The 22,236-nt window shown below is 54.5% G+C and carries 20 protein-coding genes; 7 read left to right on the top strand and 13 right to left on the bottom strand.

Going from position 1 to position 22,236, the window contains the following annotated elements:
• Positions 1-115: 115 nt before the first annotated feature.
• Complete coding sequence (locus I9W95_RS10795; protein WP_225674725.1) at positions 116-1,279, bottom strand: type III PLP-dependent enzyme; 1,164 nt, start codon at positions 1,277-1,279, stop codon at positions 116-118.
• 415 nt (positions 1,280-1,694) lie between these two features.
• Here I9W95_RS10795 and I9W95_RS10790 point away from each other — a divergent pair, with 415 nt between their 5' ends.
• Positions 1,695-3,539, top strand: a complete 1,845-nt coding sequence (locus tag I9W95_RS10790) for an ABC transporter ATP-binding protein (RefSeq protein ID WP_225674723.1) — start codon at positions 1,695-1,697, stop codon at positions 3,537-3,539.
• 129 nt (positions 3,540-3,668) lie between these two features.
• Positions 3,669-4,322: a glutaredoxin 2 gene (gene grxB, locus I9W95_RS10785; RefSeq protein WP_225674721.1), complete on the top strand. Its 654-nt coding sequence runs from the start codon at positions 3,669-3,671 to the stop codon at positions 4,320-4,322.
• Here grxB and I9W95_RS10780 read toward each other — a convergent pair.
• From I9W95_RS10780 to hemH, 3 genes are all read right to left on the bottom strand, one after another.
• Entirely contained in the window at positions 4,310-5,203 is an 894-nt protein-coding gene (locus I9W95_RS10780; RefSeq protein WP_225674719.1) for a DMT family transporter, read from the bottom strand. The genes grxB and I9W95_RS10780 overlap by 13 nt on opposite strands.
• 24 nt (positions 5,204-5,227) lie before the next feature.
• On the bottom strand, positions 5,228-6,049 hold the full coding sequence (locus I9W95_RS10775) for a crotonase/enoyl-CoA hydratase family protein (RefSeq protein WP_225674717.1): 822 nt from the start codon (positions 6,047-6,049) through the stop codon (positions 5,228-5,230).
• A 111-nt stretch (positions 6,050-6,160) separates the two neighbouring features.
• The gene (gene hemH / locus I9W95_RS10770) at positions 6,161-7,153 is read right to left on the bottom strand and encodes a ferrochelatase (protein ID WP_225674727.1); all 993 of its coding nucleotides are present in this window, start codon (positions 7,151-7,153) and stop codon (positions 6,161-6,163) included.
• 243 nt (positions 7,154-7,396) lie between these two features.
• Here hemH and I9W95_RS10765 point away from each other — a divergent pair, with 243 nt between their 5' ends.
• Positions 7,397-8,119, top strand: coding sequence for a proteasome-type protease (locus I9W95_RS10765; RefSeq protein WP_225674715.1), 723 nt, complete (start codon positions 7,397-7,399; stop codon positions 8,117-8,119).
• 156 nt (positions 8,120-8,275) lie between these two features.
• Here I9W95_RS10765 and I9W95_RS10760 read toward each other — a convergent pair whose 3' ends face one another.
• From I9W95_RS10760 to I9W95_RS10735, 6 genes are all read right to left on the bottom strand, one after another.
• Positions 8,276-9,823, bottom strand: coding sequence for a DHA2 family efflux MFS transporter permease subunit (locus I9W95_RS10760; protein ID WP_225674713.1), 1,548 nt, complete (start codon positions 9,821-9,823; stop codon positions 8,276-8,278).
• A gap of 3 nt (positions 9,824-9,826) precedes the next feature.
• Positions 9,827-10,831: an HlyD family secretion protein gene (locus I9W95_RS10755; RefSeq protein WP_225674711.1), complete on the bottom strand. Its 1,005-nt coding sequence runs from the start codon at positions 10,829-10,831 to the stop codon at positions 9,827-9,829.
• Positions 10,832-10,988: 157 nt separating this feature from the next.
• On the bottom strand, positions 10,989-11,474 hold the full coding sequence (locus I9W95_RS10750; RefSeq protein WP_225674708.1) for an SHOCT domain-containing protein: 486 nt from the start codon (positions 11,472-11,474) through the stop codon (positions 10,989-10,991).
• A gap of 183 nt (positions 11,475-11,657) precedes the next feature.
• Positions 11,658-12,665 (bottom strand): coiled-coil domain-containing protein, encoded by a 1,008-nt coding sequence (locus I9W95_RS10745; RefSeq protein WP_225674706.1) that lies wholly within the window; start codon positions 12,663-12,665, stop codon positions 11,658-11,660.
• 388 nt (positions 12,666-13,053) lie between these two features.
• Complete coding sequence (locus tag I9W95_RS10740; RefSeq protein ID WP_225674704.1) at positions 13,054-13,389, bottom strand: thioredoxin family protein; 336 nt, start codon at positions 13,387-13,389, stop codon at positions 13,054-13,056.
• A 24-nt stretch (positions 13,390-13,413) separates the two neighbouring features.
• Positions 13,414-13,665, bottom strand: a complete 252-nt coding sequence (locus tag I9W95_RS10735; protein ID WP_225674702.1) for a hypothetical protein — start codon at positions 13,663-13,665, stop codon at positions 13,414-13,416.
• A 163-nt stretch (positions 13,666-13,828) separates the two neighbouring features.
• Here I9W95_RS10735 and I9W95_RS10730 point away from each other — a divergent pair, with 163 nt between their 5' ends.
• Positions 13,829-14,389: an NADPH-dependent FMN reductase gene (locus I9W95_RS10730; protein ID WP_225674700.1), complete on the top strand. Its 561-nt coding sequence runs from the start codon at positions 13,829-13,831 to the stop codon at positions 14,387-14,389.
• A gap of 3 nt (positions 14,390-14,392) precedes the next feature.
• Here the strand turns inward: I9W95_RS10730 and I9W95_RS10725 are convergent, their stop codons facing one another.
• Complete coding sequence (locus I9W95_RS10725; RefSeq protein ID WP_225674698.1) at positions 14,393-15,634, bottom strand: PucR family transcriptional regulator; 1,242 nt, start codon at positions 15,632-15,634, stop codon at positions 14,393-14,395.
• 164 nt (positions 15,635-15,798) lie between these two features.
• On the opposite strand from I9W95_RS10725, the gene I9W95_RS10720 reads away from it, so the two are divergent.
• Entirely contained in the window at positions 15,799-16,644 is an 846-nt protein-coding gene (locus tag I9W95_RS10720) for an SDR family NAD(P)-dependent oxidoreductase (RefSeq protein WP_225674696.1), read from the top strand.
• A 41-nt stretch (positions 16,645-16,685) separates the two neighbouring features.
• Positions 16,686-17,558 (top strand): metal-dependent hydrolase, encoded by an 873-nt coding sequence (locus I9W95_RS10715; RefSeq protein WP_225674694.1) that lies wholly within the window; start codon positions 16,686-16,688, stop codon positions 17,556-17,558.
• An 86-nt stretch (positions 17,559-17,644) separates the two neighbouring features.
• On the opposite strand, the gene I9W95_RS10710 is transcribed toward I9W95_RS10715, so the two are convergent.
• Together I9W95_RS10710 and I9W95_RS10705 are read right to left on the bottom strand one after the other, a co-directional pair.
• Complete coding sequence (locus I9W95_RS10710; RefSeq protein ID WP_225674692.1) at positions 17,645-18,769, bottom strand: porin; 1,125 nt, start codon at positions 18,767-18,769, stop codon at positions 17,645-17,647.
• Positions 18,770-19,130: 361 nt separating this feature from the next.
• Positions 19,131-21,020 (bottom strand): acyl-CoA synthetase, encoded by a 1,890-nt coding sequence (locus I9W95_RS10705; RefSeq protein WP_225674690.1) that lies wholly within the window; start codon positions 21,018-21,020, stop codon positions 19,131-19,133.
• 103 nt (positions 21,021-21,123) lie between these two features.
• On the opposite strand from I9W95_RS10705, the gene I9W95_RS10700 reads away from it, so the two are divergent.
• Entirely contained in the window at positions 21,124-22,140 is a 1,017-nt protein-coding gene (locus tag I9W95_RS10700; RefSeq protein WP_225674688.1) for an AraC family transcriptional regulator, read from the top strand.
• Positions 22,141-22,236: the final 96 nt, after the last annotated feature.

The raw sequence follows: 22,236 nt of genomic DNA, 5'->3' as shown, positions 1-22,236 counted from the left end.
GAGAGGGGTAAGGCCCCTCTATGAGGACAAGGGGCCCGGAATATCCCACAAAAGTTCAAATGAAAATTTGTGGGACACTAGTGGCCATAAAGGCGTTTTTTTTATTCAGGCTGCATCAGATGCAGAACGAAGCCAGCGGCGGGAATCCGTTGAATTCAACCGCACTGTAAGTCGTGGTGTACGCACCGGTTGAGAACCAGTAGAGACGATCACCAGCAGACAGATTCAGTGGCAGCTCGTATTTGTAATTTTCATACAGAATATCCGCGCTGTCACAGGTAGGACCTGCCAGAACCACTTCTTCCAGCTCGCCCTGTTTTTCTACATACAGAGGGTACTTAATAGATTCATCCATGGTCTCAATCAGACCACCGAATTTACCGACATCGGTAAATACCCAACGGTTCAGACCGTAACGATCCTTACGGCTGACCAGTACCACTTCGCTCACCAGAATACCGGCATTAGCTACCAGTGAACGGCCTGGCTCCAGAATAATTTCTGGCAGATCGTCACCGAAGTCTTCCTGCAGGAAACGGGTAATTTCCGCTGCGTAAGTGCGCAGGTCGTTGGTACGGCTGATGTAGTTACCCGGGAAACCGCCGCCCATGTTAATCATTTTCAGCTGAATACCGTCTTCTTCTTTCAGACGCTCGAAGATTACCTTCACCTTGGCAATCGCCGAGTCCCAGGCACCGATATCGCGCTGCTGAGAACCCACGTGGAAAGAAATACCATAAGGTTCCAGGCCCAGATCGCGCGCCAGCAGACAGAGATCCATCGCCATATCCGACTGACAACCAAATTTGCGCGACAGCGGCCAGTCAGCGGTCTGCGAACCTTCGGTCAGGATACGCACATACACTTTGGCACCTGGCGCGGCCTTGGCAATATTGCGCAGATCCGCTTCAGAGTCGGTGGCAAACAGGCGCACACCTTTCTCATAGAAATAACGGATGTCGCGGGCCTTCTTAATGGTGTTGCCATAACTGACACGATCACCTGTAACTCCCAGCGCCATTACTTTGTCCAGCTCATACCGCGAAGCAACATCAAAGTTACAACCACGGTCACGCAGGATACTCAGCAGTTCCGGCATCGGGTTGGCTTTAATAGCGTAATAGGTTTTCGCGTATGGGAAGCTGTCGATCAGCTCATCCAGCTGATGTGCAAAAATCTTGCTGTCTACAACCAGGCAAGGAGTTTCCTGTTTGTCAGCAAAGGATTTCAGACGGGCAAAGGTTTCGGCGTCGTAGTAGTCTTCAGGTTGAACAACCATTGGGCTCGCTACCTCCTTATATCGGTAGTGGGTATGTGAAAGTCGCGCAAAGATAGGCTTTTCACTGCTGCAGTACAGCGAGTTTTCCTTGTTCTTACGATAAACATTTGTGATGGTAACACAGCTGGCAATCGAAATCTTTGCTTGAGGGAAGGACTGGTAAGGCCAATGCCTGCCAGAGACAACACAGCCCCCTCTGGGGCCGCTCACCAGCCCGTTAACCCTGTACCCAGCGCCGAGCTCGATTCAGACCATTCTGAAGCATACAGTGTCACGAAGACTTTGCAGGCCAGCGATTTTTTTTTCCGCTATTTACCGGCTGAGGCGAACAGTGAAATCAGCATCCTCGTCTTACAATCACCTGACTGGTCGGCTATGGTGTCGCCCGGATTGCGTCTTCCCTCTCTGAGCTATTATGTACAAGTTTTTTGAACGTCTTGTGAAACCGTTTCCGGCGGCCGAACCAGCACAGCCACCACACGGACTGTTTGCCTTTGTCCGCCATTACACCCGCGGCATGGAAGTGCCACTGGTGGTAATGTCGGTATTAACGGCGACCCTCGCTATTCTGGAAGTGACCCTGTTCGGTTTTATGGGCCAGCTGGTCGACTGGCTGACCGAGAAACAGCCGGAAACCCTGCTGCAGGACGAAGGTACTCACCTCATAGGCATGGCCTTACTGGTGCTGGTTGCCATGCCGCTGGCAATGTATCTGCACACCTCGGTGGTATTTCAGACGCTGCTCGGCAACTACCCGATGAAGGTACGCTGGCTTGCTCACCGCTACCTGCTGCGTCAGAGCCTGTCTTTTTATCAGGACGAATTTGCCGGGCGACTGGCGACCAAAGTCATGCAGACCGCTCTGGCGGTGCGTGAAACCGCCATGAAGTTGCTCGACTTCATGATGTACATCTTTGTCTACTTCACCTCGGTGCTGGTGATGGTGGGCTCCCTCGACCTGCTGCTGATGCTACCGATTCTGGTGTGGTTAATTCTGTACATCGCCACTCAGGCGTTTTTTATTCCGCGCCTGAAAAAAGTCGCCACCGAACAGGCCGATGCACGTTCGATCATGACCGGGCGCGTCGTCGACAGTTACACCAATATTCAGACCGTTAAACTGTTCTCCCACACCGACCGTGAAACCGAATACGCACGCGAGTCGATGGAAGGCTTTATGGACACGGTTTACCGTCAGATGCGTATCGCCTCGGCGGTGAATATCTGCGTCAACCTGCTTAACTACCTGCTGGCGTTTTCTGTGGCAGCACTGTCGATCTGGCTGTGGATGCAGAACGACATCAGTGCTGGTGCCATTGCGATCGCCATCGCTCTGGCGCTGCGTGTGAACGGCATGGCGCAATGGATTATGTGGGAACTGGTCGGCGTGTTTGAAAACGTCGGCACCGTGATCGACGGTATGAATACCCTGTCGAAAGCACCACAGGTGACTGACCTTGAAGATGCTCCGGCACTGACGGTTGATCAGGGTGAAATCCGCCTTGAGAAGGTCAACTTCAGCTACCGTGGCAGCGACAGTGCCCGTGATCGCACCGTGTTCGATGATCTCAACATTACCATCCGACCGGGCGAGAAAGTCGGACTGGTAGGACGTTCCGGTGCGGGTAAATCGACGCTGGTGAATCTGCTGCTGCGTTTCTACGACGTCGACTCCGGCCGGATTCTGATCGACGGTCAGGATATCAGCCAGGTCAGCCAGGATTCCCTGCGCCAGCATATTGGCATGGTGACCCAGGACACTTCTCTGCTGCACCGCAGCGTGCGCGACAACATTCTCTATGGTCGCCCTGAAGCGAGCGAAGACGAACTGCTGGCAGCCACACGCAAGGCCGAAGCACACGATTTTATTCAGCAGCTCAGCGATCCCAACGGTAACGTCGGCTACGACGCCCAGGTGGGGGAACGCGGGGTGAAATTATCCGGTGGTCAGCGCCAGCGTATCGCCATTGCGCGGGTACTGTTAAAAGACGCGCCACTGCTTATTCTGGACGAAGCCACCTCGGCGCTGGACTCCGAAGTTGAAGCCGCGATTCAGGCCAGCCTCTACCGTCTGATGGAAAATAAAACCGTGATCGCCATTGCTCACCGTTTATCCACCATCGCAGCGATGGACCGTCTGATTGTGCTGGATGAAGGCCGTATTGCCGAACAGGGCACACACCAGGAACTGATCGCTCAAGGCGGTATTTACGCTCAGCTATGGGCGCATCAGACCGGCGGGTTTATCGGCGAAGATTGAGGCGTGTGATGTCGGACGTCTGACGTCGGACGTCCGGCCTCCCGGCAAAACAGAGCCACTTGTCCTCCGTCATCGTTTCGCCAGTACAACACTGCTAAAGTGCCTGCAGAATCTGTTGCCGGAGTCGTTATGCGTTTGTACATCTATCACCACTGTCCGTTCTGCCTGCGCGCCGTGATGGTGGCCAATTATAAAGATATCGACCACGAAACTGTTTTCCTGCTGAATGACGACGCCGAAACAGGCCAGCGCCTGATTGGCGCCAAACAGGTACCCATTCTGGAAAAAGACGATGGCAGCGCGATGGCCGAAAGCCTGGATATTGCCCGTTATCTGGCAACACTGGGGAATGAGCAGCGTATCATTCGTGACGGTGGCGACAGCCAGCCATTCAGCCAGGCTTACGATGGCGCATCCCACAGCATTTCTGCCTTGTTTTATCCACGCGCGCTGGCGCTGGGTTTACCTGAATTTATGTGCGACGACGCCTGTCATTATTTCCGCGTGAAAAAAGAGAGTGCGCTGGGAATGAGCTTTGACCAGGCCATGCGGGAAAGCGGTCAACACCTGCAAATCGTACAGGGCATGATTAACAGCCTGCCGGCGCCGCAACTACCGTCCGATCATAGTCACAGTATCAGCTGGGATGATCTGCTGATTTTCCCGACCCTGCGTAACCTGAGCATGGTAGAAGGGCTGAATTTCCCGCCGCACTTAATGCATTATCTGAATGAAATCGACAGCCTGTGCGGTGCTGGTCTGTATTTCGATCAGGCGCTGTAACGCACCGGCCGCAGATAAAGAAAAATGCCGCCCAGCACCAGCAAGGAAGCAATCCATAAACGCTCACCCGGTGCTTCGGATAAAAACACCATCCCCATAATCGCTGTCAGTACCGGTACCGATAATTGCAGTGTGGCGGCCGTTGCTGCTTTCATCCGGGGTAATACCGAATACCACAAGGCGTAACCCGCCGCAGATGCCAGCGCCCCCGAGGCACAGGCATACAACACCCCGCGCAATGGCCAGCTGGCCACATCCAGTAACGCCGGCCCCATCAGCACAGCACTGAGTAACAATGCCAGTGGCGTGGCCAGCAGAAAGTTGGCCGCCGTATCCGCCAGCGGACTGGCGCTGCCCCGCCCCAGTAACGAATACGCCCCCCAGGCAATACCCGCGATTATCATCAGTAACGCCGGTTGCAGATGCGGAGCCTGGGCACCGGGCAACAACAGGTAACCGATACCGACAATGGCGGCCAGTAAACCCACCCACTGCAGGCCACGCAACCGCTGTCCGCGCAGGATGGCAAAGCCGACCATGGTCAGCTGCACCGAACCGAACAACAGCAACGCCCCGCTGGCGGCAGACAAATCGCGGTAAGCCAGCGAGAAACCGGCGGCATACAAAAACAAACACAACGCCGACCAGTGGCGACCGCCCATGCGTAAAAACGCTTGCGAAGCGCGGTCAGAAGCCGCTGCACGCCAGCGAGAATAGCCCACCAGCAGCAACAGAAAAGCACTACCACAAGCCAGACGGATCAGCGTAAAGCTGGCAGGATGAATCGTGCTATCGGTCAGTGCCACACGATTAAGAATGGAGTTAGCAGCGAAGGCCAGCATGGCCACTGCGGTCAGAAAGATAAGCCTGGCAGTGGACATGATGGCGCTCCGGTTGGCACTTCCTCAGAGGAAGGAAGTGCGGTCTTTAAATGGTTTCGGCTCTTTGCCTTTGGCCAGACCATTGGCCATGGCGATTTTCTGATTCTTACGACCCAGCAGACGCGCCTGCACCCAGCGCTCCCAGCGCAGTGCTTTCCAGGTATCGGCCTTCCAGGTTTTCTTAAACAGGTATTTGGTCGCCGCTATGGCATCCGGCGATTTGCTGGCGATTTCCTCTGCCAGGCGGGTCGCTTCCGCCACTGGGTCGGCGGCCAGCTTGCTGATCAGCCCGTATTCATAGCCTTCGGTGGCCGGGAACTGGCGTCCTGTCATGGTCAGCTCCTGGGCAATATCCACTCGCGTCAGGCGCGACAGCGTCACCATACCACTCATATCCGGGATCAGGCCCCATTTCATTTCCATGATCGACAGGTTGGCATCGGGGGTAGCAATACGGTAATCACAGGCCAGAGCGATCTGCATACCGCCGCCGAAGCAGTTGCCGTGAATGGCACAGATCACCGGAATCGGCAGGTCACGCCAGCAATGAGCAATCTTCTGCGCGATGTTCTGTTTGGTCCATGGCCACTTCAGGAAAACCTTAGGTACCATCATCGGATCTTTGCTTAACGCACCGAAATCCAGGCCGGCACAAAAGGAAGCGCCATCACCACTAAGCACCACCGCACGGATGCTGCGGTTCTTGCGGATTTTCTTTGCCGTGGCAATCATCTGAGTGAACATTGCCCAGTCCAGACCGTTGAGCTTATCGGCCCGGTTCATGGTGACGTAGGCAATGTTGTCGCGTACTTCGCACAGTACGCGGGCGGTGGCTGACTGAGTCATGTGGTATTCCCCGATTTTTTGCAGGATGATTCCACACTTCCGCAGGTCAGACCATGATCAATCCAGACATTCAGATTACCAAAGCCTTGGCGTTAAACCGACAAATGGCTTTCACCAGCCCTGAGTATGATCTTTTACCAGCGCCGTCATCAGCGCGATATGGTCAGCACGAACGTTCAGGCACGGAATGTAGTGGTAGTCACCACCACCGTGATGCTGAAAGTGCTCGCGGTTTTCCACATCCAGTTCTTCCAGCGTTTCCAGACAGTCGGCAGAGAACGCCGGGCTTATAACGTCCACGCGTTTTACGCCGGCCTTACCCCACTCTTCCAGTGTGGCATCGGTGTAGGGCTTAACCCACTCTTCACGACCAAAACGCGACTGGAACGAACACAGCCACTGATCATCAGCCAGACCGAGTTCAGCAGCCACGGCAACCGCTGTGGCGCGGCACTGTGAAGGATACGGGTCACCCTGACGCTCATAGCGCTCAGGTATACCATGAAACGACATCAACAGCTTATCGCCACTGCCATGCTCAGCGCGGTATTCACGCACTGAGTCTGCCAGCGCTTTAATGTACTGCGGGTGCAGGTGGTATTCGTTAACGAAACGCATCTGTGGCAGATGCGGACAGGCCTTCAGCCCCTTAGCCAGACGGTCGAACACCGCCGCCGTGGTGCTGGCGGAATACTGCGGATACAGCGGCAGTACCAGCATATTTTCCACACCGGCCTGGCGCAGTTCGCGCCCGGCCTGTTCCATGCTCGGTTCACCATAGGTCATGGCCAGCGCCACCGGAATATCACAACCGAATTCGGCTTTCAGCGCACTGCTCAGCGCCTGCTGCTGCTGGCGTGAAATGCTCATCAGTGGCGAGCCTTCGTCAGTCCATACCGAGGCGTAGGCTTTTGCCACCCGCCCCGGACGGGTGCGCAGAATGATGCCGTTGAGAATCAGCCACCACAGCGGACGCGGCGCATCCACCACACGCTTATCCCACAGGAACTCGGCCAGATAGCGACGCACAGCACTGGCGGTTGGGGCTTGTGGGGTTCCGAGGTTCGCAAGAAGCACACCGAACGGTGGGCGTTGCTGTGGCATTTGCACGGGCAATCTCCTGTGACTGAGCACTTTGTATAAGTTTTGCCTAAGTTTAATAGAAGGTTTTGCAGCGGTCATCAGACTGTCGCTATCGGCCTGATATAAAAAATGCCTGGCAGCGGCAGCATTGACGTGCGAAACGATGGCCGGCACTGGACAAAAACTGGCCAGTCAGGCAACCTGCGCGATCTTTTCCGCCAGCGCCCGAGACTATGGCGTAAAAATCACCTGTGGAGCTCTTTCATGACCTATTGTGTTGCGATCAAAGTCCGCGATGGACTGGTGCTGACCTCCGATTCCCGTACCAATGCGGGCGTCGATCATATTGCCAGCTTCCGTAAACTGTACGTGCTGGAAATTCCGGGCGACCGGGTGATTTTCCTGCAGAGTGCCGGCAACCTCGCCACCACCCAGTCGGTGATTACCATGCTGCAGCATCAGGTAAAAAGCGCAGAACGCCATGTGCTCAATGTGCCGAGTCTGTTTGATGTGGCTGAACTGGTGGGTAAAACCATTCGTCAGGTGATTTCCCGCGACAGCGGCCAGAATCAGGGCGTGGATTTTTCCTGCAACATGCTGGTCAGCGGTCAGATCAAAGGCGATGAGCCGCGTCTGTTCCACGTCTATCCGCAGGGCAACTTTATTGAAGCCTGTGACGACACGCCATATTTTCAGATTGGTGAAAGCAAGTACGGTAAACCGATCATTGATCGCATTATCGATTTTGATACGCCACTCGATCGTGCTCTGCAGTGTTCGCTGATCTCGATGGATTCCACCCTGCGTTCCAACCTGTCAGTAGGGATGCCGCTGGACGTTATCACCTATCACGCCGATGCTCTGGAAAGTCCGGGTATACAGCGTATTGATGAGACCAACGAACAGTTTCTGAAGCTGCGTGCCGCCTGGTCGGAAGGTATCCGCGAACTGTTTGATAACATTCCGCTGTTTATCAAAGGCGAATAAGCATTGCGCCTGAACCACCCGGGTTCAGGCGTCTCCGATATCAGTGGCTGACCAGCCGAAGCGCGTCCCTCAGACGCCCCCCTGAAACACACCGCTCAGGCGAACCAGCCCGCGGGTCAGACGTGTTTTCGATTTACTGGCGGCAGATATCACGCCTCAGTGAGCACCCGCACCATCAGTGACAGCATCTTTAGGTGCCGGACGAATCGACAACGACGCCGCTGCCGCAATCAGCAGCATACAGCCCATGGCCATAAAGGCTTCGTTATACGACAACACCATCGCCTGACGGGTTACTTCCTGCATCACCACGGCGTAGGGTTGCTCTTCCGCGCCGCCGGCCACACCCAGCATCATGCCGAGGGTATGGAAATATTCCGCTGCATTCTGACTGCCGGAAATAATGCTCTGCTGCAGGGTCACCACATGGGCATCCGTGCGTTCGGTCAGCAAGGTAGCCAGCACCGCGATACCCACCGCACCACCGAGGTTGCGCATCACGTTATACAGTGTCGATGCCGAAGGAATATCTTCCTGTTTTAAATTCTGCGATGACAGAATCGACAACGGCACCATAATAAATGGCTGCCCCAGCGCACGTACCAGCAGCGCCGGAATTAAATAAGAGCCATCATATTCCGTGGTCATATGGATATTCATAAACATACTGATGCCCATCACACTGAAGCCGAAAGCCACCAGATATTTAGCATCCACATATTTCAGAATACGCGGAATTAACGGGAAAAACGGTAACTGTGGAAAGCCCACCCACATCAGCACCAGACCAATATCCAGTGCGGTGTAGTTGTGCACTGACGCCAGATACAAAGGCACCAGATACACCGAACCGAACAGGCCGGCACCCAGTACCACGTAATTAATACACGACAGGGTAAAGTCGCGACTGCGGAATAAACGCAGATCCACCAGCGGGTGTTCCGACATCAATTGTTTGCGGATAAATAAACCCAGGCAAACAAATGAAATCAGCGCCAGCCAGCGAATATATTCGGTATCAAACCAGTCTTCCTTAGCCCCTTCTTCCAGCATGATCTGCAGGCAGCCTAAGCCCAGCGCCATGGTTACCATGCCAAACACATCAATGCGTTTCAGCTGACTGTCATCGCCTTCGGCTTTATCCAGACCTTCGGCCAGCAACCACATTACCGCCAGCCCCGGAATCACGTTCAGATAAAAGATGTAATGCCAGCTGAAGGCTTCGGTCAGCCAGCCACCAAGGCTCGGGCCAATACTCGGAGCAAAGGTTGCGGTCACACCAAACAACGCCATGCCCACCGGACGCTTATCCAGCGGCAGCAAGGTAATAATCAGGGTAAATGCCATCGGAATCAGCGCACCACCGGTAAAGCCCTGCAGCGCGCGGAAAAAAATCATCGACTCCAGGTTCCAGGCAAAGGAACAGGCCAGTGATGACAGAATAAAGCCCGCGGTATTCCACAACAGATAACGCCGTGGCGATAACCAGGCAGCAAAGAAGCCGGTGAGCGGAATCGCGATCATTTCCGCCACCAGATACGAAGTCGCAATCCACGACGACTCTTCCAGTGTTGCACCCAGCGCCGCCTGGATATCTTTCAGCGACGAGTTGGTGATCTGAATATCGAGAATCGCCATAAAGGCGCCAATCAGCGCCCCGGCAATGGCCAGCCAGTTTTTAACCGGCACTCCACCCTTACTCATGGTTTACTCGGTAAAAACCGTAACTTCCAACGACATACCGGCGCGGATACCGCTCAGATCCTGACCGTCGTCGAACAGAATTTTCACTGGCACGCGCTGAATCACTTTGGTGAAGTTACCGGTGGCATTCTGTGCCGGCAGCAACGCAAATTCAGAACCGGTTGCAGCAAAGAAACTGTCCACAGTACCGCTGAAGGTTTTGCCAGCGAAAGCATCAACGTGCAGCTCAGCGCGATTACCAACCTGCATATCGGCAACCTGGGTTTCCTTAAAGTTGGCGTACACCCAGACCGGCTCGGTAACGATACTCAGCAAACGAATACCAGGCTCCACCGCCTGACCCACCTGTACCTGACGACTGGTCGCCATACCGGCACGCGGGGCACGGATATCGGTGTAACTCAGTTCCAGCTCAGCGCGGCCTTCGGCGGCTTTAGCCTGTTCCAGTGCTGCGCTCAGCAACGGACGCTCGCCACTGATCGCCACCAGGTTAGCGCGCTGCGCTGCCAGCTGGGCTTGCGCCTGATTCAGACGCGCCTGCGCCGCTGCTTTATTCAGCTCCGCCGCATCCAGATCGTCCTGAGAAACGTACTGCTGGCTCTTCAATTGCTGCAGACGATTTTCCTGCTGCAGTGTACGACGCCACTCGGCATCTGCCGCCGCCACGCTGGCACGTGCCGCTTCGACCTGGGCTTTCTGTGCATTCTCACGATCGCTCAGGTGCGCCAGATTCGCTTCAGCCTGCATACGCAGTGCCCGGGCTTCAGCCAGACGGGTCTGATATACCGCCGGATCCAGTTGAATTAATACATCACCGGCTGCAACCGCACGGTTGGCCGGCGCCGGAGTGGCGATAACGGTTCCGGATACACGGCTCATTACAGAGACAATATCGGCTTTTACATAAGCGTTGTCGGTGTCTGCACGTCCCTGATGCCACCACCACCAGTAACCTGCTGCCAGAATAATTGCACCAGCGACGGCCAGCAGTTTGTGTTTCTTTGTCATGTCACATCAACCCGGAATTAATTGGGGGGTGACAGTCTATCCATAATGTTTACGCTGTAAACAGTGTCTGAAGCGCCACACTGTTCCATTTTTGTACAAAAATGGCGTGAATTGACTTTATCGGGAGGGATTGAGCCGCCTGAGCGGCTCGGCAGGATTACAGCTCGTCGAGAATCTGCTGGCGCTTCTGTGCGTATTCTTCAGCACTGATCAGGCCTTTGTCCTTCAGTTTCTGCAGGGTGAGCAGGCGCTGCTCAAAACGATTGTGGTGTTCTGTCCCGGAGACAGGAGCAACGGCTTCCTTACCCTCTCCTTTGCGGCGCGTCAGCGGCTCAAAACCACAATAGTAGTAAGCGGCTGGCACTATCGTGGTGGTGACAGTCTTCACACCATTAAGCGACGGACGTTTACGGATAAAGGTGTCGGCATCAGCCAGCACCACGGCATCGGCATTCTGCTTACGCGCCTGATGCTGATGCCACTGCTGACAGTACGCCAGTCCCTTATCTTCATTAGTTTTGCACTCCTGCTTTGCCAGCAGCCGGCAGGCGGCGGCATCCTCAGCGGGAATGACGCGAGCGTCGTCGGCCAGCACCAGCGCCGGTGCCATCAGAGAAAGAACTAACAGGGTCGATCTGATCATAGGGTTTCCACTACAGAGATATAGAATTCTGCCGTCATTCCACTGCGGAACGACAATGTGGTTACCTTATCACGAAGCGTGTTGTGGTGGGCGGGTATAACCCCGGGGCAACTGAAATGCTGTGTTTGCCGGGTACAGTAATGGCAGCAGAAGCCAGGGGAAAGCTTCTGCTGCCAGCGTTACTTACTCGGTGTAATTAACGCAACCTTCCGGGTTCATGGTCAGGCGGCGAACCTGGTCACCATCGTGGCCTCCACAGTTGCCGGTGTAGGTACCACCAATGTGATACCAGCTGCTGTTACAGCCCTGCATAGTGAACACCTGGGTGGATACCCAGCCAGTGCCATCCAGACTACAGGTAGACGGAATCGCCGCGTGCTGATCACCAACCCACAGCGTTCCGGCCGCATCGGCTGCTGCAACAGACGCATTGGCGCGCTCAGACGTCCATACCCAGCGGTTAGTGGTACAGTCCACTGGCTGCCACAGAGTGCTGTTAGCACAGCTGTTGTCGCCCGCTTCCAGACCTGAAATACGCAGATCCAGAGCATCAATCTGTGCCTGCAGGTTGGCAATATCCGCTTCGTGCTGTGCCGCACGAACTTCCAGAGCGTCCATATCCGACTGCAGCCCGGCGATGGCAACCATGTTTGCCAGTGCTTTGGCACTGGTCACACTCAGGTCCAGCAGCAGAGCATCAATGGCCAGCGCATTGTCCTGGACACTGGTTTCGATACTGGCCAGACGCTGATTCAGTGCAGCAGTCAGCACCTGCAGTTCCGCCTGCAGAGCAGCGATACTGGCATTGGCAGCAGCAATAGCGGCGTTAATCGCTGCCATATCGGCTTCGTGATCTGCTCGCAGCTGCGCCAGCTCGCCATTCAGTGTGCTGTAATCACTTTCGAGGCCGGCGACACGCGCCTGCAGATCAGCGATATCTGTTTCATTCTCGCTGATGCGGGCAGCCAGACCCGAGACATCCAGCTGCATAGCAGCCACTGCCGATTCGATATCTGAGACACTGCTGTTCAGCACAGCAATATCAGCACTGTTGGCATCAATCAGAGCACGGTTTTCTTCGATAACCGCGGTGATTTCCTGAAATGGTTTACCATTGTTATCGCCCTGTGCGGCATTCACCATCACAGGCAGAGCAACCGAGGTTGCCATCAGCAAGCTAATCAGTTTCATATCCATTACCTTCGTTTTGTCGTTATTAATTTTCCGTGAGCCATTGAAAATGGCGAAAACAAATTACCAGCACGCACAATTACGACAATAAAAAACATGAAATAAAATCGATATTCATACTTAAATATCAGTCTTTTTTATTAATGATAATTAAGACAGAAAAACAGAATCAAAACAGGCCATAAACACTGTATTTTCAGGCCAAAAACAGACCTCAAGAAAAAATACCAGGCACATTTTTAACGAACAAATCGATCACTAAAATCCTGACTAATAAGCCAGATATTTATTGACCATAATAAAAATTAATAAGATTTCAAAAGGAATGGATACAGCAATAAAAATCAGGGGAATATCGCAAAATAACTCCGATTCCGGCACTACCCAGTTAGCACAACGGGTTTTCCTGAAGTTCATCCAGCCACTGAGTCAGCTGAGCAACAGACTGCACTCCCGAGCGGCGGCCAACCTCCTGACCACGCCAGAACAGAATAATGGTAGGGATGGTACGTATTGCATAATGGAAGCCCACTGCCGGGGCCGTTTGTGTATTCACACTGGCGAACTGCGCCCGTTCAGACAGTTGTTCAGCCGCTCGCGTGAAGATAGGCAGCATTTGCTGGCAGGGCGGACACCAGTCAGCCCAGAAGTCGATCAGCAGTGGTTTATCTGCCGTACGAATAAGCTGTGCGAAGGTATTCTCGTTAAGCTCAGTAACAGCCACAACAAACGCCAGTCAATGAGAATATCAGAGCAGGTCGTTCAGCCGTGCCGACAAGTCGGCATGATCGGGAAAGTGCTCCAGTCCGCTGCGTAAACGCTGAATAGCGTCGTCTTTTTTGCCATAAGCAAGAAAGATTTCAACCTCTTCCAGTACCGTCTGCGGTGTCAGTGCTGCCTTGCTGCTGTTAGCCATAATCTTCACCAGGGCAATTTTGCCGAGAACGACAAACAGCAGAAAGATAACGGTGGAAACAATCACAATGGTCATAATATCCATGGCATACACTCAGATCTGTTGGAAACACAGGGCCCTACTTTATCACACTGTTCAGTAGTGATGCCGAACCGGCAAATAGGCGTAAGCCAGCGACTGTGTTACAACAAAGGTACCACGTCGCTTCTGACAAGCCGCGATCACCAGGCAATAGACGGAACCTTCTATGTCATCGCTTACTTTGTTTGCCCTGTGTGGCAGCTTGCGCCAGCAATCAATAAACAAGGCGTGCCTGCTGGCATTACAGCAGCTGTGCAGCGGTTATATCGATATTGTGATTGACGAAGACATCGGCCTCCTGCCGCTGTTCAATCCTGATAATGAGCAACATGAAAACAAAGCGCTGGCGCGCATGAAGCAACAACTGGCAGCCGCTGACGGCCTGATAATCGCCAGCCCGGAATATGCACACGGCATCAGCGGAGTGCTGAAGAATGCTCTTGACTGGCTGGTAAGCGGGCCGGAGTTCGTCGATAAGCCCGTGATGCTGATCAACACATCCGCTCGCGCACACCATGCTCAGGCAGCCTTACGCGAAGTAGTGACAACCATGTCCGGGGCAATTATCGATGAGGCCTGCGTTACCGTAGCGCTGCTCAGTAAAAACCCTACAGCAGACGACATTCTGCAGATGACCAGTGTCACTGATACGCTTCTGCTGGGGCTGGCGGCCTTCAGTCGAGCGATCAGAACAGATCAGGAAATCACCGCAGAACACGCCAACTGAGCGCTACAGAATCCAGTACAACGCTTCCAGTGCCACCGCCACCTGAATGCGGTTTTCCGCCAGAGGGCGCGGCAGCATTTCCTCTGCCTTTGCCAGCCGGCGCAGCAGAGTATTGCGATGGGTGTGTAAGCGTTTTGCTGCTTCCGTGGCATTACAGCCACACTCCAGAAAAGCATGCAAAGATTGTCTTACAGCAGCAGGCGCCTGCGCCAGGTCACCCAGCACATGGCCGGAATAATGCTGAATGGATTTGGCATCTTTAGACAGGAACGCCATCAGACGTACACGGTCGTAGCTGACCAGCTGCACGTTGGATTTCAATCTTCCCAGCACCCGCTGCGCGGCCTGAGCATCAAGGTGCGAACGGCGGAATCCATCCATGCCGTTACCGCCCTCGCCATAACTGAGACGGATGTTTTCCTTTTTCTTTAACGCACTCTCCAGCACCTTCTCATTAACCGGAAAATCGGCTGCAGCCCATACCCAGATTAACGATGGACTGACGATAATTTTCAACGATGTCGACTGCTGACAAGCCTTCTGAAACGCCGTGGCCAGATGCTCAAGGTCAGAGATTTCCGTATCAATTTCTTCACTCCAGATAATTGCGCTGTGATGACTGTGCGCGAACGGATAATTCAGTAAGCGCTCGGCACTTTCGGCATCAGTGGTCTCGCCGGCGACAATCTGTGAGATCAGCTCACGCTGCTGTTCCAGCAGACCACTTTTGCGTGATTCCGAATCCTGCTGCATACGAGCAAGACCTAACTGCAAGCTGTCGTCGATAAAGGTACTGATGGAGACCGATGAGATTTCCAGCAACTGCTGCAGTTCCAGTGGCTCCTGCGTAAGCTGAAAGACAATTTTCATCCAGTACTGCCAGGCAATGTCCTGCACCGAGCGAGCGTTACTGAGCAGCAGTTGTGCCGCCTGTGTCGGATACACCTCATTAATGCCCAGTACTGCCTCTTCAACCAGAAACGCGCTCACCGGCTGGTCGGGCTGCGCAATCACACCGTTCAGCCAGTGAATAGTGCCGGCACGAATCGCTCGTCGCTGCTTGGCCGATAACACAGGGTCAACATACAGCTTGTCTGCCTCACCAAAATTGCCGGCTTCCAGCTCATCCAGCACTTCCGGACTGGTCGCTAATTGCAGCGCCAGCTCGGCGCCGGTACGCATAAGTTCAAGAATCCGGGGCGACACGCTGGGCCAGCGCTGACGGGTACTGACGGCCAGTTTCATAAGGGCTCCGCTAACAGTGAGAGTGCAATCTGCACCAAATATACCCACGTTAGTGTTGTTTTGTACATTGAAGACCTGAGGCAGCGTTCATAAGATGATCAGACTCAGCAAATACTGCGGGCCGCTAACACGAGCCCCGGCAAACAATAATAAGAGGCCGACCTGTGAAAGACTTTACCGACAAAGTGGTTGTGATTACCGGTGCTGCATCCGGTATGGGGCGCGAATACGCGCTGGAGTTTGCCCGTCTGGGCGCCGTTGTCGCCATCACAGATGTCAACGACGAACAGCTGGCCGAAACACACACCATGGTGAAAGCCATCACCCGCCGTAACAGTCTCAGTGAAGTGCTGGATATCGCCAGTGAAGAAGGCGTCAACGCATTTGCCGACAAAGTAAAACGCCAGCTGGGCAACGCCCATGTGATTATTAACAACGCCGGCATCGGCGGTGGCGGCGCGCCAGTATGGGTGCAGGATAACGCCCAGTATCACACCACCATGCAGGTTAATTTTTTTGCGGTGGTGAACATAACCAAAGCCTTTCTGCCGCAACTGCTGACCAATCAGGAAGGCGCGGTAGTGAACGTATCCAGCGTATTTGGCTTACTTGGTACGCCGGGCACCAGTGATTACTGTGCTTCCAAATTTGCCGTGCGCGGTTTTACTGAATCACTGATGGTAGAACTGGCCGATACGCCGATTTCTGTTCATCTGGTGCATCCGGGGGGCATTAAAACCAACATCGCCAAACACTCTAAGAACGGCGCTGAGTTTGAAGAAAAATATCTTAAAACCAGCCCTCTGGTTGCGGTACGCGAAGTTATTAAAGGCATACGCACAGGCAAGCAACGAATGATCTTCGGTTACCAGTCGTCGCTACTGCGTTTCCTGACCTTATTACCACTGAAATTGCGCAACCGTATTCTGCACCGGGAAATGGGTGATATGCGCGACCCCGAGCACTATGGCGTGCTCGACCAGTATTCCACATCCTCACCACGAAGCTGATAACACAACAACAGCCAGCATCACCGATACAGGGAGACATTATGACCAGGCACACTCAGCCAGCCATTGAGGCGCGCAAGAACATCGATTTCGGACTTGACGCAAACTTTCCAAAATACTGGAATGCCAACGATCCGTTTAAAACCCGCGTAATGGACGCACTGCAACTCAGTTTCCCCGATGGCGAGCGCTATTTTATCTCCAGCGTGCGTGCCTTCCGCGACCGTATTACTGATCCGAAGCTGCAGCACGATGTAAAAGAATTCACCATGCAGGAAGCCCAGCACGGTATTGCCCATACCAAATTCAATGATTTGCTGGCAGCGCAGGGCATGCCGATGGACACCATCCTGAATGAACTGAAAGAGTACATTAAGAAAGACCAGAACAAGTATTCCGATGAATTCAATCTGGCCTTAACTGCAGCCTACGAACACTTTACCGCACTGCTGGCAGAAACCTTTTTCTCACGTAAAGAAGTGACTGCAGAAATTCATCCGAAAATGCGCGCCCTTCTGGCCTGGCATGCGATTGAAGAAATGGAGCACCGCTCAGTAGCGTTTAACGTAATGAAAACCGTTGCCAAAGTCGGTTATATCAAACGCTGTACCGCGATGGTTATTGCCACCCGCCACACCACCAAAGTGATGTTCGATTACGCGGATGTACTGCTGAAAACCGATGGCTACAACTGGTTCCAGCGCCGTATGATGTTTATTAAAAACCTTAACTGGATGTATGGCCGCAAAGGGATTCTGTCCTCTATGCTGCCAAAACTGCTGATGTACTTTAAGCCGGGTTTCCACCCGGAAGATATTCCGGTTATCCACAACTACGATGAATGGGTAAAGGTATACGACAGCACAGGTAATCCGCATGAAGCATGCGATGCCCTGCTGGCCGCAGCCTATTAAACGACAAAAGCCCCGGATTTCCGGGGCTTTTTTTGCACAACGAACGGTCCCTTGTTAACACTGAAGAGCAGACCGTTGCCCGCCGATCAGAAATTCTGACGCATGCTGAGCAGCATCGCCTGCGACTCGCCATCGCGACCGTAATCGGCTTTTTCAAACTCAAAACCAATCAGACGGCTGCCTGCCAGCTGGTAATATGCACTGCCGAAAATATCAGCATCCAGCTGACGCTGAGTAGCATCATCGTCTTCACCAACCGCGTAGCCCAGATTCAGCGTCAGCTTTTCTGACGCATGATACTGAGCCGACAGCGTTGCAGAGGTACGCTTGTCATCACCGCCGCTATCACGCTCTGCAACGCGGTAGGCCAGGCCGAAATTCCACGCATTATTTACCACGTATTTACCACCCACACTGTAAATCATCGGCGCGCTCAGTTCGGCATTCACAGACTTCGCAGCATCGCTTTCTTTTACCACCGACTGAATCGCCACCGCGTTCAGGGTGAGGCCTGCAAAGGTAGTGGCAGCGCCTACCGTCACAGCGGTAATGCCACTGTCGTTGGCCAGCTCGTCATCACCATCCACCGTCACGGTTCGGTCGTCTTCGGCAATATGCAGTGCCAGCGTTGCCGTAAATGGGCTGGTGCTGAAACCGCCACCACCATAGGTGTAATTGATGGTGCTGTCGTTACGGTAGCCATAGCCTACAGAACCCGGCAGGGCTTCCGTGATGTAAAAATAAGAGCCCATGCCCTGCACTTCGTTGCGATTGGTATTCCAGCCACTGTATTCAAGGAATGGCGACCACTGAGCACCGACCTTAACGCTGTGCTCACCTTTAGCCAGACCGATCCAGCCCAAACGGGTGCGGGCAAAATTACCGCCATCGTCCAGCACGTTAATACGCGCTTCAATACGGTAACTACTGCTCCATCCATCACCCAGATCTTCACTACCCCTTACGCCCAAACGGGACTGCACGCCGTTGGTCAGCGCAAACTCGCGCGCATCACTGTTGCTGTTACTGCGGTTAGCTGGGTCGTCGGAGCCACTGTTCGGGTAAACATCCGTACCGTTAGCGGCACTCGAGGAGTAGGTTTCCAGGCCAATATCAACAAAGCCATAGAAGTTCACACTGGGGGCTGCACTGACGCTGGCGGACAATGCCGCAGCAACGATTGCTACAGCAACAGGGTGTTTTTTAGCCATTTCTTTCCAATCATCTTTCCGGGTTATCTGGGGCGCAAAGGCCAGTAAATGGCAACTTTGGCAAAGCGCGCACTCTATCATATTTGACCAAATGGTCAGATTATTAAGACAAGAATCTACCTGCCAAACAGTGACTTCATTACCTTTGTCTGGCCGCAGCGCCTGCAGGCGGATGTCGCGCACCGGCCAGGTACAGCAGGAGGGAACCAACGAGAGTACGACAGGAGGGGAGCGACGAGAGCCGATGACAGGGCTCCCGTCGCGAAGGTGGTGCATTAGCCTTCAGATAAGCGGTGTAGCAAACTGAGTCGGCAGTATGAAACCACCACGCTGCCATGTTCATCACAGCGTGGCGGCCGGATTACAGTGCCTGACTAACAAAGGTGTAGGACGCCAGCAACTCTGCCAGTTTGCCTGTCTGCTCGCCGTTATCAGCGGCGCAGCGGTACCGCACCACCACTCCGTGCTTCGCTTCCTGGCGCACGTCCACACTCTGCAGTTGCACACCAAGCGCCTGCGCCGACTGACGCACCACCTGTTCCACCTCGCGCATGACCAGCGCCGGTTTAAAGGTCTTACCGACTGCCGTCAGCGGCAGGGCATCGACAAAAATCAGCTCTTTCGGCAGCGCCGGGCGCTCGGCAATCAGTGAGCGTGCATGCCCGAGTAATTCATCATGGCTGACGTCATGACCCGGACGCAGCTGTACATAAGCCACGGGTAATTCACCGGCATAAATATCCGGACGGCCAACGGCGGCACACATGGCCACGGCCGGATGCGCGACCAGCGCGTCTTCAATGCTGCGCGGGTCAATATTATGGCCACCGCGAATAATCAGTTCTTTTTTGCGCCCGGTAAGCCAGAAAAAGCCTTCGTCATCGCAACGGCCCAGGTCGCCGGTATTAAACCAGCGCTGGCCATCCGGCGTTTCAAACCACACACCATGATTGTGACCATCATCCAGATAACCGGCGAACACGTTCGGGCCACTGATGCAGATCACGCCGGTTTCATCAGTTGCGGCATCGCGCAGCCAGCGGCCATCGTCATCCAACACCATGGCACGCATATCCTGCCACGGCAGACGCATACCAATAGAACCCGGGCGCAGCGCACCATTGACCGGACTGACAGACGAGGCACACACACCTTCGGTGAGACCATAACCTTCCAGCACGCGCATACCGAACTGCTGCTCAAAACGACGAATCAGTTCCGCCGGCATCGGTGCCGCACCACAAATCGCGGCACTGAGGGAGGATGTATCCCAGTCACCCGCCGGCACCTGCAACAGGGCCGAGTAAATCGTCGGCACACCCGAGAAACCATTAACCTTATGAGTGGCAACAATTTCCCAGAAACGCGGCACCAGACCCGGCGTACGGAAGCCGGCCGCCGTAGCCAGTAATACATGGCTGCCAGAAGCAAACGCCGCCAGGCCGGTACCAAGCAGCGCATTCACATGGAACAACGGCAAAGCAGTGAGCACCGTACGGCCATGGCCGAGCATACTACACCCCACCACCGCATTCAGCTGGCCGGCAAAAATCACCTGATTACGCTGACTGTGGCAGGCAATTTTCGGCAGTCCGGTGGTGCCACCGGTGCAGAAGTAGGCAGCAATATCGTCGGCCGCAGGCGCCTCAAACAGCAGCTCATCGCCCGGCTCGGCGGCCACCAGATCGTGAAAGTTGAGTACCGGCATGCGCTCCGGCAAGACGGAACGATCGCCATTGCGGCGTGGCTGACCATAGTGTTCAGCGCTGATGCACAAGATGCCGTGCAAACCCGGCAGCGCCGCACAGGCGTTGGCCGTTCGCGTCCACATTTCTTCATCCACACCGGCATCCACCGTCACCACCCAGCGCACATCAGCATTACGCAGTAACTGAGCCAGCTGGCTGCTTTCCAACTGGTTGTTCACAGCAAAAGCGATACCGGCGGTTTCCGCCCCCCACATAGCGATATGGGTTTCCGGCAAATTCGGCAGAATCAGCGCCACCACGTCGTCACGCTGGATACCTAAGCGGCGGAACAGGTTGGCGGCACGGGTGATGTCACTGAACAGATCGTTGTAGCTCCAGGTCTGGGGCTTATGATGATCGTCGGTATTCAGAAAAAAGCTGAGTGCCGGTGCATCAGCATACTGCTGCGCGCTGTGTTGCAGCAGCTCGTAAGTGCTGTTCAGAGTGTGATTCGGATGGTCGGCCTGCTCGATAGCCAGCACGTCCTGATAGTGACCTATCATGAAGATACCTCGTATTTTTATAATTTTATTACTTGAGATATTCCCATCAGGCCGGTTCTAATACCTGACATTTGGTAACAATGACCTGGCATTTGAACACAAGATGACAGCTACCGACTTTCTGGTACGAACCCGCGCCCTGACCGGATTTGTGCCCCTCGTCAGCCAGCTCGGCGGCGATGCCCGCGCCTTACTGGCACGCCACGGCGTCACCCCCGAGCAGATTGAAAGCGAAGATTTCACCCTGCCCCTGCGTGCCTACGCCAGCCTGATGCACGAAGCCGCCAGCAGCCTGAAACGCGACGATTTCGGCATTCTGCTGGCCGAGCGCCAGAACCTGTCGATCCTCGGCCCCATTGCACTGGCAGCGCAGCATTCCGGCACGGTGAGAGAAGCGCTGGAACGCATCAGCCGTTATATGCCCTACCACTCTCCGGGTCTGGTTATGACGGTAGCCACGCAGGGCGAACAAGCCACACTGCGCCTGCAGCACAACCTGCCGGTGCAGGGTGAGGCGCTGCGTCACCTGACGGAATTGCCCTACGCCGTCGCCATCGCTTTTCTGCGTATGATCACCGGTGATGACGGCCAGCACTGGCAACTGTCGTTCGAACACGACTCGCCGCTAACGCCCCAAAACTACCGGATGCTGCTCGGCTGTGACGTCAAACTGCTGCAGCCGCAGGACGGTCTGCTGTTTCCAGCCGCACTGCTGGCCCGCCCGATTGACGCCGCCAACCCCGAGCTGCAACAGACCGCCGAACGCACCGTGCGTTACCTGATGCAGCGCACACCGCTGGATCTGGGCCAGCAGGTGAGCAGCCTGATTGAACGCACCCTCGCCACCGGCGACTGTACCCTGCCGGTGATTGCCGAACAGATGAAAATGCCACGCCATCAGTTGCAACGACGGCTGGCTGCGCTGGATCTGCGCTTTGAAGAACTGCTGGATAACATACGGCGTGAACGCCTGCTGAACCTGCTGCTGCACAGCCGCATCGCCGTTACCGATATTGCACAACTACTGGGCTACAGCGATGCCACCTCACTGACCCGGGCCTGCCGCCGCTGGTATGGGCAGTCGCCGCGGGCGCTGCGGAATAGTAAGGTGGAGGATTAGAGTTAGCGATTTGAGTGGGTGATGGGATGGACGCTCCCCATTCATCACCAGCGTCAAAAGCGCTAAAGTTTTAATGCGAACTAAAACTTAAAAACG

The sequence above is a fragment of the Thalassolituus marinus genome (assembly GCF_020320395.1).
Lineage (GTDB): Bacteria > Pseudomonadota > Gammaproteobacteria > Pseudomonadales > Oceanobacteraceae > Venatoribacter > Venatoribacter marinus.
The sequence above is the reverse complement of the archived record's forward strand: the minus strand, read 5'-3'. Positions and strand labels throughout refer to the sequence as shown.